The organism is Escherichia coli DSM 30083 = JCM 1649 = ATCC 11775 (assembly GCF_003697165.2).
Classification (GTDB): Bacteria; Pseudomonadota; Gammaproteobacteria; order Enterobacterales; family Enterobacteriaceae; genus Escherichia; species Escherichia coli.
In genome coordinates this window covers 4209339-4225483 of sequence record NZ_CP033092.2, presented here as the reverse complement: position 1 = coordinate 4225483, position 16145 = coordinate 4209339, and the positions used below count along the sequence as shown (strand labels likewise).

Below are 16145 nucleotides of genomic sequence, written 5' to 3'. Positions count from 1 at the left end.
AAATACACATTGAAAGCCGATTCGAAGAAAGTGAACCGGCATTTTCAGTGGCTAGTATAGCGTAAGGTACTGTAAAGTCGCCAGAGGGTTAAAATTCAGACTGCTGATAAATGCAATACTGCCTGATGCGCTATGCCAATCAGGCCTACGCAGTCCTTGCAATATATTGAATTTGGACGATTTTGTAGGCCTGGTAAGGCGTTTACGCCGCATCTGGCATAAATAAAGCGCACTTTATCAACAATCTACATTTGTACCCGTAACGCTATGCTTCCGGTGGCAGACAGACGCCAATTCCGCCAATTCCACAGTAACCATACGGGTTTTTATGCAGATATTGCTGGTGGTCATCTTCGGCATAATAAAACGGTGTGGCGTTAGCGATTTCCGTGGTGATGTGACGATCATCATCGGCGGCAAGCATCGCCGCCTGAAAACGTTCCAGACTGGCGCGAGCTGCGGCATCCTGTTCTGGGGTCAGCGGATAAATCGCTGAACGATACTGCGTGCCGTGGTCATTGCCCTGACGCATTCCCTGGGCGGGATCGTGATTCTCCCAAAATACCTGTAGCAACTGCTCATAGCTGATGACGGAAGGATCGTAAACAATGCGTACCGCTTCGGCATGACCCGTATCACCGGAGCACACTTCCCGATAAGTCGGATTTGGCGTATAGCCTCCGGTATAGCCTGCGGCGGTGCTGTAAACGCCGGGTAACTGCCAGAACAGACGCTCCACACCCCAGAAACAACCCATCGCAAAAATGGCAATCTCCATTCCGTCAGGTACATTGGTCATTGAGTGACCGTTGACCGCATGCAGCGTGGCTACGGGCATCGGGGTGTTACGTCCAGGCAGGGCATCGGCGGGGGAAACCAGATGCTTTTTATCAAATAAACTCATGGTGTCGCTCTCCCGAAAATCGGTCATTGGGGTTAAGGTTGTAACAAGAGGCGTATTTGCACACAATAACCACCGTGAATAGGTCTAAAGTAAAACATAAGAAATATTTGGGGTTTAGTCTGCTTTTTAATCCATATTACTGGATTTTTGTTAAGCCGTTTAACGGCGTTCCAGGGGCAGGAAAAAAGGATATTCAGGAGAAAATGTGCGCTATATCCGACAGTTATGCTGTGTAAGCTTACTCTGCTTAAGCGGATCTGCCGTCGCCGCGAACGTCCGTCTACAGGTCGAGGGGTTATCGGGACAGCTGGAAAAGAACGTTCGTGCGCAGCTTTCTACGATTGAAAGTGATGAAGTGACGCCAGACCGTCGCTTTCGCGCACGCGTCGATGATGCCATCCGCGAAGGTCTGAAAGCGCTGGGTTATTACCAGCCGACCATTGAATTTGATCTCCGTCCACCGCCAAAGAAAGGGCGGCAGGTATTGATCGCCAAAGTCACGCCAGGCGTGCCGGTGTTAATTGGCGGCACCGATGTGGTATTGCGCGGCGGCGCGCGGACCGATAAAGACTATTTGAAATTGCTCGATACTCGCCCGGCTATTGGCACGGTGCTGAACCAGGGCGATTATGAAAATTTCAAAAAGTCCTTAACCAGCATTGCGTTGCGTAAAGGTTATTTCGATAGCGAATTTACCAAAGCGCAGCTGGGCATTGCGCTCGGCCTGCATAAAGCCTTCTGGGATATTGATTATAACAGTGGCGAACGTTACCGCTTTGGGCATGTGACCTTTGAAGGATCACAAATCCGCGATGAATACCTGCAAAATCTGGTGCCGTTTAAAGAGGGCGATGAGTACGAATCGAAAGATCTGGCGGAACTGAACCGCCGACTTTCTGCTACCGGCTGGTTTAACTCGGTGGTGGTGGCTCCACAATTTGATAAAGCGCGCGAAACGAAAGTATTACCATTGACGGGCGTGGTTTCGCCGCGAACAGAAAACACCATCGAAACCGGGGTCGGTTACTCTACGGACGTGGGACCGCGCGTGAAAGCGACGTGGAAAAAACCGTGGATGAACTCATACGGTCACAGTCTGACCACCAGTACCAGTATTTCCGCGCCGGAACAGATCCTCGACTTCAGCTATAAAATGCCGCTGCTGAAGAATCCACTGGAACAATATTATTTGGTGCAGGGCGGTTTTAAGCGCACTGACCTGAACGATACCGAATCTGACTCCACTACGCTGGTGGCTTCTCGCTACTGGGATCTCTCCAGCGGCTGGCAGCGTGCCATTAACCTGCGCTGGAGTCTCGACCACTTTACCCAGGGTGAAATTACCAACACCACGATGCTGTTTTATCCTGGGGTGATGATTAGCCGCACGCGTTCTCGTGGTGGCCTGATGCCAACCTGGGGCGACTCGCAACGCTACTCTATCGACTACTCCAACACTGCCTGGGGCTCAGATGTCGATTTCTCCGTTTTCCAGGCACAAAACGTCTGGATCCGCACACTGTACGATCGCCATCGTTTTGTGACACGCGGCACGCTGGGCTGGATTGAAACCGGTGATTTCGACAAAGTACCGCCGGATCTGCGTTTTTTCGCCGGGGGCGACCGCAGTATTCGTGGCTACAAATACAAATCTATCGCTCCGAAATACGCCAACGGTGACCTGAAAGGGGCCTCGAAGTTGATAACCGGATCGCTGGAGTACCAGTACAACGTGACCGGAAAATGGTGGGGCGCGGTGTTTGTCGATAGTGGCGAAGCGGTAAGCGATATTCGCCGCAGCGACTTTAAAACCGGTACCGGGGTCGGCGTACGCTGGGAATCGCCGGTCGGGCCAATCAAACTCGATTTTGCCGTACCGGTCGCGGATAAAGACGAACACGGGTTACAGTTTTACATCGGTCTGGGGCCAGAATTATGAGTTTATGGAAAAAAATCAGCCTCGGCGTGGTTATCGTTATCTTACTGTTGCTGGGATCGGTGGCGTTTCTGGTGGGCACCACCAGCGGCCTGCATCTGGTATTTAAAGCGGCGGATCGCTGGGTGCCAGGACTGGATGTTGGCAAGGTCACCGGCGGCTGGCGCGATCTCACCTTGTCTGACGTTCGTTATGAGCAGCCAGGCGTGGCGGTAAAAGCAGGCAATCTGCATCTGGCGGTCGGGCTTGAGTGCCTGTGGAACAGCAGTGTTTGTATTAATGATCTGGCGCTGAAAGACATCCAGGTCAATATCGACAGCAAAAAAATGCCCCCTTCTGAACAGGTTGAAGAAGAGGAAGATAGCGGTCCGCTGGATCTCTCCACGCCGTATCCCATCACCCTAACACGGGTGGCACTGGACAACGTCAACATCAAGATTGATGACACCACGGTATCGGTGATGGACTTCACCTCCGGCCTGAACTGGCAGGAGAAAACCCTGACCCTGAAACCGACGTCGCTGAAAGGCCTGCTGATTGCTCTGCCGAAAGTGGCGGAAGTGGCGCAGGAAGAAGTGGTCGAACCGAAAATTGAAAATCCGCAGCCGGAGGAAAAGCCGCTCGGCGAAACGCTGAAAGATCTCTTTTCTCGCCCGGTATTGCCGGAAATGACCGACGTGCATTTGCCGCTTAACCTGAACATTGAAGAGTTTAAAGGCGAGCAGTTACGCGTGACGGGCGACACGGACATCACCGTGCGCACCATGCTGCTGAAAGTGAGCAGCATTGACGGCAATACTAAACTGGACGCCCTGGATATCGATTCCAGTCAAGGGATCGTCAACGCCAGCGGCACGGCGCAGCTGTCAGACAACTGGCCGGTGGACATCACTCTCAATAGTACACTGAACGTGGAGCCGTTGAAAGGTGAAAAGGTGAAGCTGAAAGTGGGCGGCGCGCTGCGCGAACAGCTGGAGATTGGCGTTAATCTTTCCGGTCCGGTGGATATGGATTTACGCGCCCAGACGCGACTGGCGGAAGCCGGATTGCCGCTCAACGTGGAAGTGAACAGCAAACAGATTTACTGGCCGTTCACTGGTGAGAAGCAGTATCAGGCGGATGATCTGAAACTGAAACTTACCGGCAAAATGACCGATTACACGCTCTCTATGCGTACGGCAGTGAAGGGACTGGAGATCCCGCCAGCCACCATTACCCTTGATGCCAAAGGTAATGAACAGCAGGTCAATCTCGACAAACTCACCGTCGCGGCGCTGGAAGGGAAAACTGAACTCAAGGCGTTGCTCGACTGGCAGCAGGCCATTAGTTGGCGCGGTGAGCTAACGCTTAACGGCATTAACACCGCCAAAGAGATCCCAGAGTGGCCGTCGAAACTCAATGGCTTGATTAAAACCCGCGGTAGCCTGTACGGCGGCACCTGGCAGATGGAGGTGCCAGAACTGAAGCTGACCGGTAACGTCAAACAGAACAAAGTGAACGTTGACGGCACGCTGAAAGGCAACAGTTATATGCAGTGGATGATCCCAGGGCTTCATCTGGAACTGGGGCCAAACAGTGCCGAAGTGAAAGGCGAGCTGGGGGTAAAAGATCTCAATCTTGATGCCACCATCAACGCGCCGGGGCTGGATAACGCGCTGCCGGGGCTTGGCGGTACAGCGAAAGGGCTGGTGAAAGTACGCGGCACGGTGGAAGCGCCACAACTACTGGCAGATATCACCGCGCGCGGCCTGCGCTGGCAGGAACTTTCCGTGGCGCAGGTTCGCGTGGAAGGCGACATTAAATCCACCGATCAGATCGCCGGGAAACTCGACGTACGCGTTGAGCAAATTTCGCAGCCGGATGTAAATATCAACCTCGTCACCCTGAATGCCAAAGGCAGCGAAAAACAGCACGAGTTACAGTTGCGGATTCAGGGCGAGCCTGTCTCCGGGCAGCTTAATCTGGCAGGAAGTTTTGATCGCAAAGAAGAACGCTGGAAGGGAACTCTTAGCAATACCCGCTTCCAGACGCCGGTCGGCCCGTGGTCGCTGACCCGCGATATTGCGCTGGATTACCGCAATAAGGAGCAAAAAATCAGCATCGGGCCACACTGCTGGCTTAACCCGAATGCGGAACTGTGCGTGCCGCAAACTATCGATGCGGGTGCCGAAGGGCGTGCGGTGGTGAATCTCAACCGCTTCGACCTGGCCATGCTGAAACCATTTATGCCAGAAACCACTCAGGCCAGCGGTATCTTCACGGGTAAAGCGGACGTTGCCTGGGACACCACCAAAGAGGGGCTGCCGCAGGGCAGTATCACCCTTTCGGGGCGTAACGTGCAGGTAACGCAAACCGTCAACGATGCGGCGCTGCCCGTGGCGTTTCAGACACTGAATCTGACGGCGGAATTGCGTAACAACCGTGCCGAATTGGGCTGGACCATCCGCCTGACCAATAACGGCCAGTTTGATGGACAGGTGCAGGTGACCGATCCGCAAGGCCGCCGTAATCTTGGTGGCAACGTCAATATCCGTAACTTCAACCTTGCGATGATAAACCCCATCTTTACCCGTGGGGAAAAAGCAGCGGGGATGGTGAGTGCCAACTTGCGTCTGGGTGGTGATGTGCAAAGCCCGCAGTTGTTTGGTCAGCTTCAGGTTACGGGTGTGGATATCGACGGCAACTTTATGCCGTTTGATATGCAACCGAGCCAGCTTGCGGTCAACTTTAATGGTATGCGCTCGACGCTTGCCGGTACAGTACGGACCCAGCAGGGTGAAATCTACCTGAACGGTGATGCCGACTGGAGCCAAATTGAAAACTGGCGGGCGCGGGTAACGGCGAAAGGCAGTAAAGTGCGGATCACCGTGCCGCCGATGGTACGAATGGATGTATCGCCAGATGTTGTCTTCGAGGCTACACCAAACCTGTTTACCCTCGATGGTCGCGTGGATGTCCCGTGGGCGCGCATCGTGGTGCACGATCTGCCGGAAAGCGCAGTAGGCGTCTCCAGCGATGTGGTGATGCTTAACGATAACCTGCAACCGGAAGAGCCGAAAACGGCGTCGATTCCGATTAACAGTAACCTGATTGTCCACGTTGGCAACAATGTGCGCATTGACGCCTTTGGCCTGAAAGCGCGGCTGACGGGCGATCTTAACGTCGTTCAGGACAAACAAGGGCTGGGCCTGAACGGGCAGATCAACATCCCTGAAGGGCGCTTCCATGCCTATGGTCAGGATCTGATTGTGCGTAAAGGTGAGTTACTGTTCTCTGGTCCGCCGGATCAACCGTATCTTAATATTGAAGCTATTCGTAACCCGGATGCTACAGAAGACGACGTAATCGCCGGAGTTCGCGTCACTGGTCTGGCGGACGAACCGAAAGCGGAGATCTTCTCTGACCCGGCGATGTCGCAACAAGCTGCATTGTCTTATTTGCTACGTGGACAAGGGCTGGAGAGCGATCAGAGCGACAGTGCGGCAATGACCTCGATGCTGATTGGTCTGGGGGTTGCGCAAAGTGGCCAGATTGTGGGTAAAATCGGCGAGACGTTTGGCGTAAGCAATTTAGCGCTCGACACCCAGGGAGTAGGCGACTCCTCCCAGGTGGTGGTCAGCGGCTATGTATTGCCAGGTCTGCAAGTGAAATACGGCGTGGGTATATTTGACTCTATAGCAACACTCACGTTACGTTATCGCCTGATGCCTAAGCTATATCTGGAAGCCGTGTCTGGTGTAGACCAGGCACTGGATTTGCTCTATCAGTTCGAGTTTTAGCAATGCGAATATTTGTCTACGGCAGTTTACGCCACAAACAAGGCAACAGTCACTGGATGACCAATGCCCAGTTACTGGGCGATTTCAGTATCGATAACTACCAGTTGTATAGCCTGGGCCACTATCCAGGCGCAGTTCCGGGGAACGGAACAGTACACGGTGAAGTTTATCGTATTGACAACGCCACGCTGGCCGAACTTGATGCCTTGCGCACCAGGGGCGGTGAATACGCGCGCCAGTTGATTCAGACGCCGTACGGGAGTGCATGGATGTACGTTTATCAACGACCCGTCGATGGATTAAAGCTAATTGAAAGCGGCGACTGGTTAGACAGGGGTAAGTAATAATAAAAGCACGCCACCTTCGGGTGGCGTTGTTTTATGCGATGTATCTCGCGATTTTTTTTTGTAACTTTTCCATCTTTTGCTTTTCTCTCCGAGCCGCTTTCCATATCTGCAATCGCATAAAAAACTCTGCTGGCGTTCACAAATGTGCAGGGGTAAAACGGGGGCACGCTTTGAACGGTGAGTATGAGTGAGGTCGGCTAACTTCCAGCAAGTGGCTATGAACAGCAAAATGGTGGTCGGGTTTGCTTGTTCTTACCGTTCAAGCCTTGCAACCGCTGAGAATAATGATGGTGGAATAGAGAGTTTATTTATCGCGGGCATAAAAAAACCCTTACTAACCGAAGCCCGGCGTTCAGGGTTATTGCGCTAGAAGAACTTATTTATTCTTTGCGCGCTCGAAGGAAGCAACGATTTCAGCTTTAGCGGCTTCTGCGTTTTCCCAACCTTCAACTTTCACCCACTTGCCTTTTTCGAGGTCTTTGTAGTGCTCGAAGAAGTGAGCGATCTGCGCTTTCAGCAGCTCTGGCAGATCGTTAACGTCTTTAATGTGATCGTATTCTTTGCTCAGCTTTGTGTGCGGAACAGCAATCAGTTTCGCATCTTCACCGGCTTCGTCGGTCATTTTCAGAACGCCAACCGGACGGCAACGGATCACAGAACCCGGCTGCAGCGGGTACGGAGTCGGGACCAGTACGTCAACCGGGTCACCGTCCAGAGACAGGGTGTGGTTGATGTAACCGTAGTTGCACGGATAGAACATCGCGGTGGACATGAAGCGGTCAACGAACAGTGCGCCGCTCTCTTTGTCGATTTCGTATTTGATCGGATCTGCGTTAGCCGGGATCTCAATAACAACGTAGATGTCTTCCGGCAGATCTTTACCCGCAGGGACGTTGAGTAAGCTCATGTCTGTTTCCTTTAAAAATATGTGGCAAACAAGTGCCGAGTATTATAGCCAACTCGCGCCGAATGTCTTCGCTTGTTTTCGTCTTCATTTTCCTTTTTCGCCAATTTTAAGACGGTATACAGAGCAGGAAAATCCATAACCGTAGCCGCATTTTTCATAGTGAGATGAAAGCGATTACAAACTTGTGATTAACGTTTTATTTACTTCTTTGAAGTGTGATGTAACGCAATCCGTTACATAACGAATTGTCTATAGTTTTTTCGCGAACATCTTTTCACCAATAATAATTACCCCGACGAGGACAACCCTATGTGGAAACGCTTACTTGTAGTCTCTGCAGTCTCGGCAGCCATGTCGTCTATGGCGTTGGCCGCTCCATTAACCGTAGGATTTTCGCAGGTCGGATCGGAATCTGGCTGGCGCGCCGCAGAAACCAATGTGGCGAAAAGTGAGGCCGAAAAACGCGGAATTACGCTGAAAATTGCCGATGGTCAGCAAAAGCAGGAAAACCAGATTAAAGCGGTACGTTCCTTCGTCGCGCAAGGGGTGGATGCGATCTTTATCGCTCCGGTGGTTGCGACTGGTTGGGAACCGGTATTAAAAGAGGCGAAAGATGCCGAAATCCCGGTCTTCTTGCTCGATCGTTCTATTGATGTGAAAGACAAATCTCTCTATATGACCACCGTCACTGCCGACAACATTCTCGAAGGCAAGTTGATTGGTGACTGGCTGGTAAAAGAAGTGAATGGCAAACCATGCAACGTGGTGGAGCTGCAGGGCACTGTTGGGGCCAGCGTCGCCATTGACCGTAAGAAAGGCTTTGCCGAAGCCATTAAGAATGCGCCAAATATCAAAATTATCCGCTCGCAGTCAGGTGACTTCACCCGCAGTAAAGGCAAAGAAGTCATGGAGAGCTTTATCAAAGCGGAAAACAACGGCAAAAACATCTGCATGGTTTACGCCCATAACGACGACATGGTGATTGGTGCAATTCAGGCAATTAAAGAAGCGGGCCTGAAACCAGGCAAAGATATTCTGACAGGTTCTATCGACGGCGTACCGGATATCTACAAAGCGATGATTGATGGCGAAGCGAACGCCAGTGTTGAACTGACGCCGAATATGGCAGGTCCCGCCTTCGACGCGCTGGAGAAATACAAAAAAGACGGCACCATGCCTGAAAAGCTGACGCTGACCAAATCCACCCTTTATCTGCCTGATACCGCAAAAGAAGAGTTAGAGAAGAAGAAAAATATGGGGTATTGAGGGTTGCTATGCCTGATGCCGATTCGTAGGCCGGATAAGGCGCTCGCGCCGCATCCGGCGGTGGTGCGCTGAAGCCTGATGCGACGCTTACCGCGTCTTATCATGCCTACTGGGAGCACGCTTTACACCGGGGGAAACCATGACGACTAACCAACACCAGGAGATCCTCCGCACCGAAGGATTAAGTAAATTTTTCCCCGGCGTCAAAGCGTTAGACAACGTTGATTTCAGCCTGCGCCGCGGCGAAATCATGGCGCTGCTCGGTGAAAACGGGGCAGGAAAATCAACGCTAATCAAAGCATTAACTGGTGTATACCACGCCGATCGCGGGACCATCTGGCTGGAAGGCCAGGCTATCTCACCGAAAAATACCGCCCATGCACAACAACTCGGTATCGGCACCGTCTATCAGGAAGTAAACCTGCTACCCAATATGTCGGTCGCTGATAATCTATTTATAGGCCGCGAACCCAAACGCTTCGGCCTTCTACGCCGCAAAGAGATGGAAAAGCGCGCCACCGAACTGATGGCATCTTACGGTTTCTCCCTCGACGTGCGCGAACCGCTCAACCGCTTTTCAGTCGCGATGCAGCAAATCGTCGCTATTTGCCGGGCTATCGATCTCTCTGCCAAAGTGCTGATCCTCGATGAACCCACCGCCAGTCTCGACACCCAGGAAGTGGAGTTACTGTTTGACCTGATGCGTCAGTTGCGCGATCGCGGCGTCAGCCTGATTTTTGTCACTCACTTTCTCGATCAGGTCTATCAGGTCAGCGATCGGATCACCGTCTTACGCAACGGCAGTTTCGTAGGCTGTCGGGAAACGTGCGAGCTACCGCAGATCGAACTGGTAAAAATGATGCTGGGGCGCGAGCTGGATACCCACGCGCTACAGCGTGCCGGGCGAACATTGTTGAGCGACAAACCCGTTGCCGCGTTCAAAAATTACGGCAAAAAAGGAACGATCGCACCGTTTGATCTCGAAGTACGCCCCGGCGAGATCGTCGGTCTGGCTGGATTGCTGGGATCAGGACGTACCGAAACCGCCGAAGTGATCTTCGGTATCAAACCTGCTGACAGCGGCACGGCGTTGATCAAAGGCAAACCGCAAAACCTGCGATCGCCACATCAGGCTTCGGTACTGGGCATTGGCTTCTGCCCGGAAGACAGGAAAACCGATGGCATCATCGCTGCCGCCTCGGTGCGGGAAAATATCATCCTCGCTCTCCAGGCCCAGCGCGGCTGGCTACGTCCCATTTCCCGCAAAGAACAGCAAGAGATTGCCGAACGCTTTATCCGCCAGCTTGGCATTCGCACACCTTCAACTGAACAACCGATTGAATTTCTCTCTGGCGGCAATCAGCAAAAAGTGTTGCTTTCACGTTGGCTACTGACCCGACCGCAATTTCTGATCCTTGATGAGCCAACTCGCGGCATTGATGTTGGTGCCCACGCCGAGATCATCCGCCTGATTGAAACGCTATGCGCCGATGGTCTGGCGCTGCTGGTGATCTCCTCCGAACTGGAAGAACTGGTGGGCTATGCCGACCGGGTGATCATCATGCGCGATCGCAAACAGGTGGCGGAGATCCCGCTGGCAGAGCTTTCCGTTCCGGCGATCATGAACGCCATTGCGGCGTAAGGAGAACAGTGTGATGCCTCAATCTCTCCCGGACACTACGCCGCCGAAAAGGCGCTTTCGCTGGCCAACGGGAATGCCGCAGCTGGCGGCACTGTTGCTGGTGCTGCTGGTCGATAGCCTGGTGGCCCCGCATTTCTGGCAGGTGGTGCTCCAGGATGGGCGTTTATTCGGTAGCCCCATAGACATTCTTAACCGTGCGGCCCCCGTTGCGCTGTTGGCTATCGGAATGACGCTGGTGATCGCAACAGGTGGGATTGATCTCTCCGTGGGGGCGGTGATGGCTATCGCCGGAGCCACAACGGCTGCGATGACGGTCGCGGGATTCAGCCTGCCGATTGTTTTGTTAAGCGCCCTGGGCACTGGCATCCTGGCGGGATTGTGGAACGGCATACTGGTAGCGATCCTCAAAATTCAGCCGTTTGTTGCCACCCTGATCCTGATGGTCGCCGGGCGCGGCGTGGCGCAACTGATCACCTCCGGACAGATCGTCACGTTTAATTCGCCGGATCTCTCATGGTTTGGCAGTGGATCGCTGTTGTTCCTGCCAACGCCGGTCATTATCGCGGTGCTGACGCTTATCCTGTTCTGGCTGTTGACCCGCAAAACGGCGCTGGGGATGTTTATCGAAGCCGTTGGTATCAACATTCGGGCGGCAAAAAATGCCGGGGTAAACACGCGGATCATCGTCATGCTTACCTACGTGTTGAGCGGGCTGTGTGCGGCGATTGCGGGCATTATCGTGGCGGCGGATATTCGCGGTGCCGATGCCAATAACGCCGGGTTATGGCTGGAGCTGGACGCCATTCTCGCGGTGGTTATTGGCGGCGGATCGCTGATGGGCGGACGTTTTAACCTACTGCTTTCGGTGGTGGGGGCGCTGATTATTCAGGGGATGAACACCGGAATTTTGCTTTCGGGCTTTCCGCCAGAGATGAACCAGGTTGTAAAAGCGGTGGTGGTTCTTTGCGTGCTGATTGTCCAGTCGCAACGCTTTATCAGTCTGATTAAAGGAGTACGTAGCCGTGATAAAACGTAATTTGCCACTGATGATCACCATCGGCGTCTTTGTGTTGGGTTATCTTTACTGCCTAACCCAGTTTCCCGGTTTTGCTTCCACAAGAGTGATCTGCAATATCCTGACCGATAACGCCTTTCTTGGGATCATTGCCGTTGGCATGACCTTTGTGATCCTCTCCGGTGGGATCGATCTCTCCGTCGGTTCGGTGATCGCCTTTACTGGCGTGTTTCTGGCAAAAGTGATTGGCGATTTCGGCCTCTCGCCGCTACTGGCGTTTCCGCTAGTGCTGGTGATGGGCTGTGCCTTCGGCGCATTTATGGGGCTTTTGATCGACGCCCTGAAGATCCCGGCATTTATCATTACCCTGGCGGGGATGTTCTTTTTGCGCGGTGTCAGCTATCTCGTTTCGGAAGAGTCGATTCCGATAAACCATCCCATTTATGACACGCTCTCAAGCCTTGCGTGGAAAATCCCTGGCGGCGGTCGCTTAAGTGCGATGGGACTGCTGATGTTGGCGGTGGTGGTTATCGGTATTTTCCTCGCGCATCGTACCCGTTTTGGTAATCAGGTATACGCCATTGGCGGCAACGCAACGTCGGCGAACCTGATGGGGATTTCCACTCGCAGCACCACTATTCGCATTTATATGCTCTCCACCGGACTGGCAACGCTGGCGGGGATTGTCTTCTCGATTTATACCCAGGCCGGATATGCGCTGGCGGGCGTAGGTGTGGAACTGGATGCTATCGCCTCAGTGGTAATTGGCGGTACGCTTCTGAGCGGTGGCGTTGGAACGGTATTAGGGACGCTTTTTGGCGTGGCGATTCAGGGGCTAATACAGACTTATATCAACTTTGATGGCACGCTGAGCTCATGGTGGACGAAAATCGCCATCGGTATTTTGTTATTTATTTTTATAGCATTACAGCGTGGATTAACGGTGCTGTGGGAGAATCGTCAGAGTTCGCCTGTGACAAGAGTCAACATTGCGCAGCGATAAAAACGCCTCTCCGTGTGGAGAGGCGCAGGAGATTACGCGTCCGGGAACTCACGGATAAAGCGTTCGACATCTTCAACCATATGGTCGTTGCCGACAAAGAACGAACGGCGCTGGTGCAGAGTTTCCGGGATGATATCCAGAATACGCTCTTTGCCATCGCTCGCTTTACCGCCCGCTTGTTCCGCCAGGAATGCCATCGGGTTGCACTCATACAGCAAACGCAGTTTGCCGTCCGGGTGGCTGGCGGTGCTTGGGTAGAGATAAATACCGCCTTTCAGCAGGTTACGGTGGAAATCCGCGACCAGTGAACCGATATAACGTGAGGTATAAGGGCGGTTGGTGGACTTATCTTCTTCCTGGCAGAATTTAATGTACTTCTTCACCCCGTTCGGAAACTTAATGTAGTTTCCTTCGTTGATGGAGTAGGTTTTGCCTTTCTCCGGGAAGCGCATCCGTTCCTGGCACAGACAGAAAACGCCCAGCGAAGGATCGTAAGTAAAGGCGTGAACACCGCATCCGGTGGTGTAAACCAGCATGGTAGAGGAGCCGTATACCACGTAACCTGCCGCAACCTGTTTGTTACCAGGCTGGAGGAAATCTTCTTCCGTTACCGGCGTGCCAACAGGCGTAACGCGGCGGTAGATGGAGAAAATGGTACCGACAGAGACGTTAACATCGATGTTGGACGAGCCATCCAGTGGGTCCATCAGCACCACGTATTTTGCGTGTTCACAGCCTTCAAAGACGACAATCTCATCTTCTTCTTCAGAGGCAATGCCCGCAACGATATCGCGTGCTTTCAGTGCGGCTTTCAGTTTTTCATTAGCGAACAAGTCGAGTTTCTGCTGAACCTCGCCCTGCACGTTCTCAGCACCGCTGGCACCCAGGATATCAACCAGTCCTGCTTTGTTGATATCGCGATGGATAATCTTGGCGCCCAGTTTTATTGCCGACAGCAAAGCAGTGAGCTCACCGGTAGCATGAGAAAACTCGTGCTGCTTTTCGACAATAAATTCACCTAACGTTTTCATAAAACTTTCCCTGCAATGTTTATGGAGTAAAGCGACCGCAACAATCTTAACAAATAATCTCAATGTTGCGCTCAGGTGAATCGCGCCAGCAAATTGCGGATTATCCTGAAATGCGTTTCTCACTTGCCCGACATATGCGTAAAATGAGCGGCAGATTAAAAAAGGATAGTGACGTATGCGCATTCATATTTTAGGAATTTGTGGCACGTTTATGGGCGGTCTGGCGATGCTGGCGCGCCAGTTAGGCCATGAAGTAACGGGTTCGGACGCCAATGTGTATCCGCCGATGAGCACCTTACTTGAGAAGCAAGGCATTGAACTGATTCAGGGTTACGATGCCAGCCAGCTCGATCCGCAGCCGGATCTGGTGATTATTGGCAACGCCATGACCCGTGGAAATCCGTGTGTGGAAGCGGTACTGGAAAAAAACATCCCTTATATGTCAGGTCCACAGTGGCTGCACGATTTTGTGCTGCGCGACCGCTGGGTGCTGGCCGTTGCCGGTACACATGGCAAAACCACCACCGCGGGAATGGCAACCTGGATTCTGGAACAGTGCGGTTACAAACCGGGATTTGTGATCGGCGGTGTGCCGGGGAACTTTGAGGTTTCGGCGCGTCTGGGCGAAAGCGACTTCTTTGTTATCGAAGCGGATGAGTATGACTGCGCCTTCTTCGACAAACGCTCTAAATTTGTCCATTACTGCCCACGTACGCTGATCCTCAACAACCTTGAGTTCGATCACGCCGATATCTTTGACGACCTGAAAGCGATCCAGAAACAGTTCCACCATCTGGTGCGTATCGTTCCGGGGCAGGGCCGTATTATCTGGCCAGAAAACGACATCAACCTGAAACAGACCATGGCGATGGGCTGCTGGAGCGAGCAGGAGCTGGTGGGTGAGCAGGGGCACTGGCAGGCGAAAAAGCTGACCACCGATGCTTCCGAATGGGAAGTTTTGCTGGATGGCGAAAAAGTGGGCGAAGTGAAATGGTCGCTGGTAGGCGAACATAATATGCACAATGGCCTGATGGCGATTGCGGCGGCTCGCCATGTTGGTGTAGCGCCGGCAGATGCCGCTAACGCGCTGGGTTCGTTTATTAACGCTCGTCGCCGTCTGGAGTTGCGTGGTGAAGCGAATGGCGTCACGGTATATGACGATTTTGCCCATCACCCAACGGCGATTCTGGCAACGCTTGCGGCGCTGCGTGGCAAAGTTGGCGGTACGGCGCGCATTATTGCCGTGCTGGAACCGCGCTCGAATACCATGAAAATGGGGATCTGCAAAGACGATCTGGCACCTTCATTAGGTCGTGCCGATGAAGTCTTCCTGCTGCAACCGGCGCATATTCCGTGGCAGGTGGCAGAAGTGGCAGAAGCCTGCGTTCAGCCTGCACACTGGAGTGGCGATGTGGATACGCTGGCAGATATGGTGGTGAAAACCGCTCAGCCTGGCGACCATATTCTGGTGATGAGCAACGGCGGTTTTGGTGGGATCCATCAGAAACTGCTGGATGGTCTGGCGAAGAAGGCGGAAGCCGCGCAGTAATTCGGCCTTAGCCTGATATAGTGTGCGTAGGCCGGATAAGGCGTTCACGCCGCATCCGGCATTTGAGCATAGTGCCTGATGCGACGCTTGATGCGTCTTATCAGGCCTACAGGTGCACCGCATCCGGCAAACCATACTCACATCAACAACGAAAATTACCCTTCATTCTCCGCCAGTTCGCGCAGATACTGGAAAATCTGGCGTGCGGATTTCGGCGGCTTATTCCCTTCTTTCTCTTTCTTCGCGTTGCGGATCAGAGTACGCAGCTGCTGACGATCGGCATCGGGCCACAGATTCAATACTTCAGCGATGGCGTCATCACCTTGATCGATCAGACGATCGCGCAGGTTTTCCAGTTTATGGAACAGCACCACCTGCTGGTTGTGACGGTTTTTCAGCTTATCCAGCGCCTGACGAATAGGCTCTACGTCGCGCTGGCGCAGCATCTTACCGATGAGCTGCAACTGGCGGCGGCGACCTTCCATCTTAATACGCTGGGCGAGCTCAATAGCCGCGCGCAGATCCGCATCTAACGGGATCTTATCCAGCGCGTTTTTCCCCAGATCAACAATTTCCGCGCCAAGGCGTTTTAGCTCCTCGGCATCACGTTTAATTTCACTTTTACTGACCCAGATAATTTCATCGTCTTCGTCTTCGATGTCATCACCGGGAACGTCGTCGAGCCAGTCTTCGGGCTGCTTAGTCATCTCAGGCTCCTTAAAAAAAGAGGCTAATGTTACCAGTTAAGATGCGCACTGAAAAACGG

The 16145-nt window shown here is 53.0% G+C and carries 12 protein-coding genes; 8 read left to right on the top strand and 4 right to left on the bottom strand.

Annotation, left to right across the window (positions count from 1 at the left end):
- Nucleotides 1-265: 265 nt before the first annotated feature.
- Nucleotides 266-904 carry a peptide-methionine (S)-S-oxide reductase MsrA gene (msrA, locus tag EAS44_RS21730; RefSeq protein ID WP_001295196.1) on the bottom strand — a complete coding sequence of 213 codons (639 nt, stop codon included), beginning with the start codon at nt 902-904 and terminating at the stop codon, nt 266-268.
- 205 nt (nt 905-1109) lie between these two features.
- Between msrA and tamA the strand changes: the two genes are divergently transcribed.
- From tamA to ytfP, 3 genes are read left to right on the top strand one after another with little or no spacing between them, the layout of a single operon-like run.
- Nucleotides 1110-2843: an autotransporter assembly complex protein TamA gene (tamA, locus tag EAS44_RS21725; RefSeq protein WP_001269316.1), complete on the top strand. Its 1734-nt coding sequence runs from the start codon at nt 1110-1112 to the stop codon at nt 2841-2843.
- Entirely contained in the window at nt 2840-6619 is a 3780-nt protein-coding gene (gene tamB, locus EAS44_RS21720; protein WP_000060972.1) for an autotransporter assembly complex protein TamB, read from the top strand. Before tamA ends, tamB begins: the two co-directional genes overlap by 4 nt.
- Before the next feature lie 2 nt (nt 6620-6621).
- A complete protein-coding gene (gene ytfP, locus EAS44_RS21715; RefSeq protein ID WP_001219161.1) occupies nt 6622-6963 on the top strand; it encodes a gamma-glutamylcyclotransferase in 342 nt (113 codons plus the stop codon).
- Nucleotides 6964-7342: 379 nt separating this feature from the next.
- Here the strand turns inward: ytfP and ppa are convergent, their stop codons facing one another.
- Nucleotides 7343-7873 carry an inorganic diphosphatase gene (gene ppa / locus EAS44_RS21710; protein WP_000055072.1) on the bottom strand — a complete coding sequence of 177 codons (531 nt, stop codon included), beginning with the start codon at nt 7871-7873 and terminating at the stop codon, nt 7343-7345.
- A 309-nt stretch (nt 7874-8182) separates the two neighbouring features.
- Between ppa and ytfQ the strand changes: the two genes are divergently transcribed.
- The 4 genes from ytfQ (at nt 8183) to yjfF (ending at nt 12799) form a co-directional block, all read left to right on the top strand.
- Nucleotides 8183-9139, top strand: coding sequence for a galactofuranose ABC transporter substrate-binding protein YtfQ (ytfQ, locus tag EAS44_RS21705; protein ID WP_000265933.1), 957 nt, complete (start codon nt 8183-8185; stop codon nt 9137-9139).
- A 139-nt stretch (nt 9140-9278) separates the two neighbouring features.
- On the top strand, nt 9279-10781 hold the full coding sequence (gene ytfR, locus EAS44_RS21700) for a galactofuranose ABC transporter, ATP-binding protein YtfR (RefSeq protein ID WP_000210557.1): 1503 nt from the start codon (nt 9279-9281) through the stop codon (nt 10779-10781).
- Between the two features lie 13 nt (nt 10782-10794).
- A complete protein-coding gene (gene ytfT, locus EAS44_RS21695) occupies nt 10795-11817 on the top strand; it encodes a galactofuranose ABC transporter, ATP-binding protein YtfT (protein WP_001297255.1) in 1023 nt (340 codons plus the stop codon).
- Nucleotides 11804-12799 (top strand): galactofuranose ABC transporter, permease protein YjfF, encoded by a 996-nt coding sequence (yjfF, locus tag EAS44_RS21690; RefSeq protein WP_000596015.1) that lies wholly within the window; start codon nt 11804-11806, stop codon nt 12797-12799. Before ytfT ends, yjfF begins: the two co-directional genes overlap by 14 nt.
- Before the next feature lie 32 nt (nt 12800-12831).
- Here yjfF and fbp read toward each other — a convergent pair whose 3' ends face one another.
- The gene (gene fbp, locus EAS44_RS21685; protein WP_000853753.1) at nt 12832-13830 is read right to left on the bottom strand and encodes a class 1 fructose-bisphosphatase; all 999 of its coding nucleotides are present in this window, start codon (nt 13828-13830) and stop codon (nt 12832-12834) included.
- Between the two features lie 175 nt (nt 13831-14005).
- Between fbp and mpl the strand changes: the two genes are divergently transcribed.
- Nucleotides 14006-15379, top strand: coding sequence for a UDP-N-acetylmuramate:L-alanyl-gamma-D-glutamyl-meso-diaminopimelate ligase (gene mpl, locus EAS44_RS21680; protein WP_001219792.1), 1374 nt, complete (start codon nt 14006-14008; stop codon nt 15377-15379).
- Between the two features lie 155 nt (nt 15380-15534).
- On the opposite strand, the gene yjgA is transcribed toward mpl, so the two are convergent.
- A complete protein-coding gene (gene yjgA / locus EAS44_RS21675) occupies nt 15535-16086 on the bottom strand; it encodes a ribosome biogenesis factor YjgA (RefSeq protein WP_000166270.1) in 552 nt (183 codons plus the stop codon).
- Between the last annotated feature and the right edge of the window lie 59 nt (nt 16087-16145).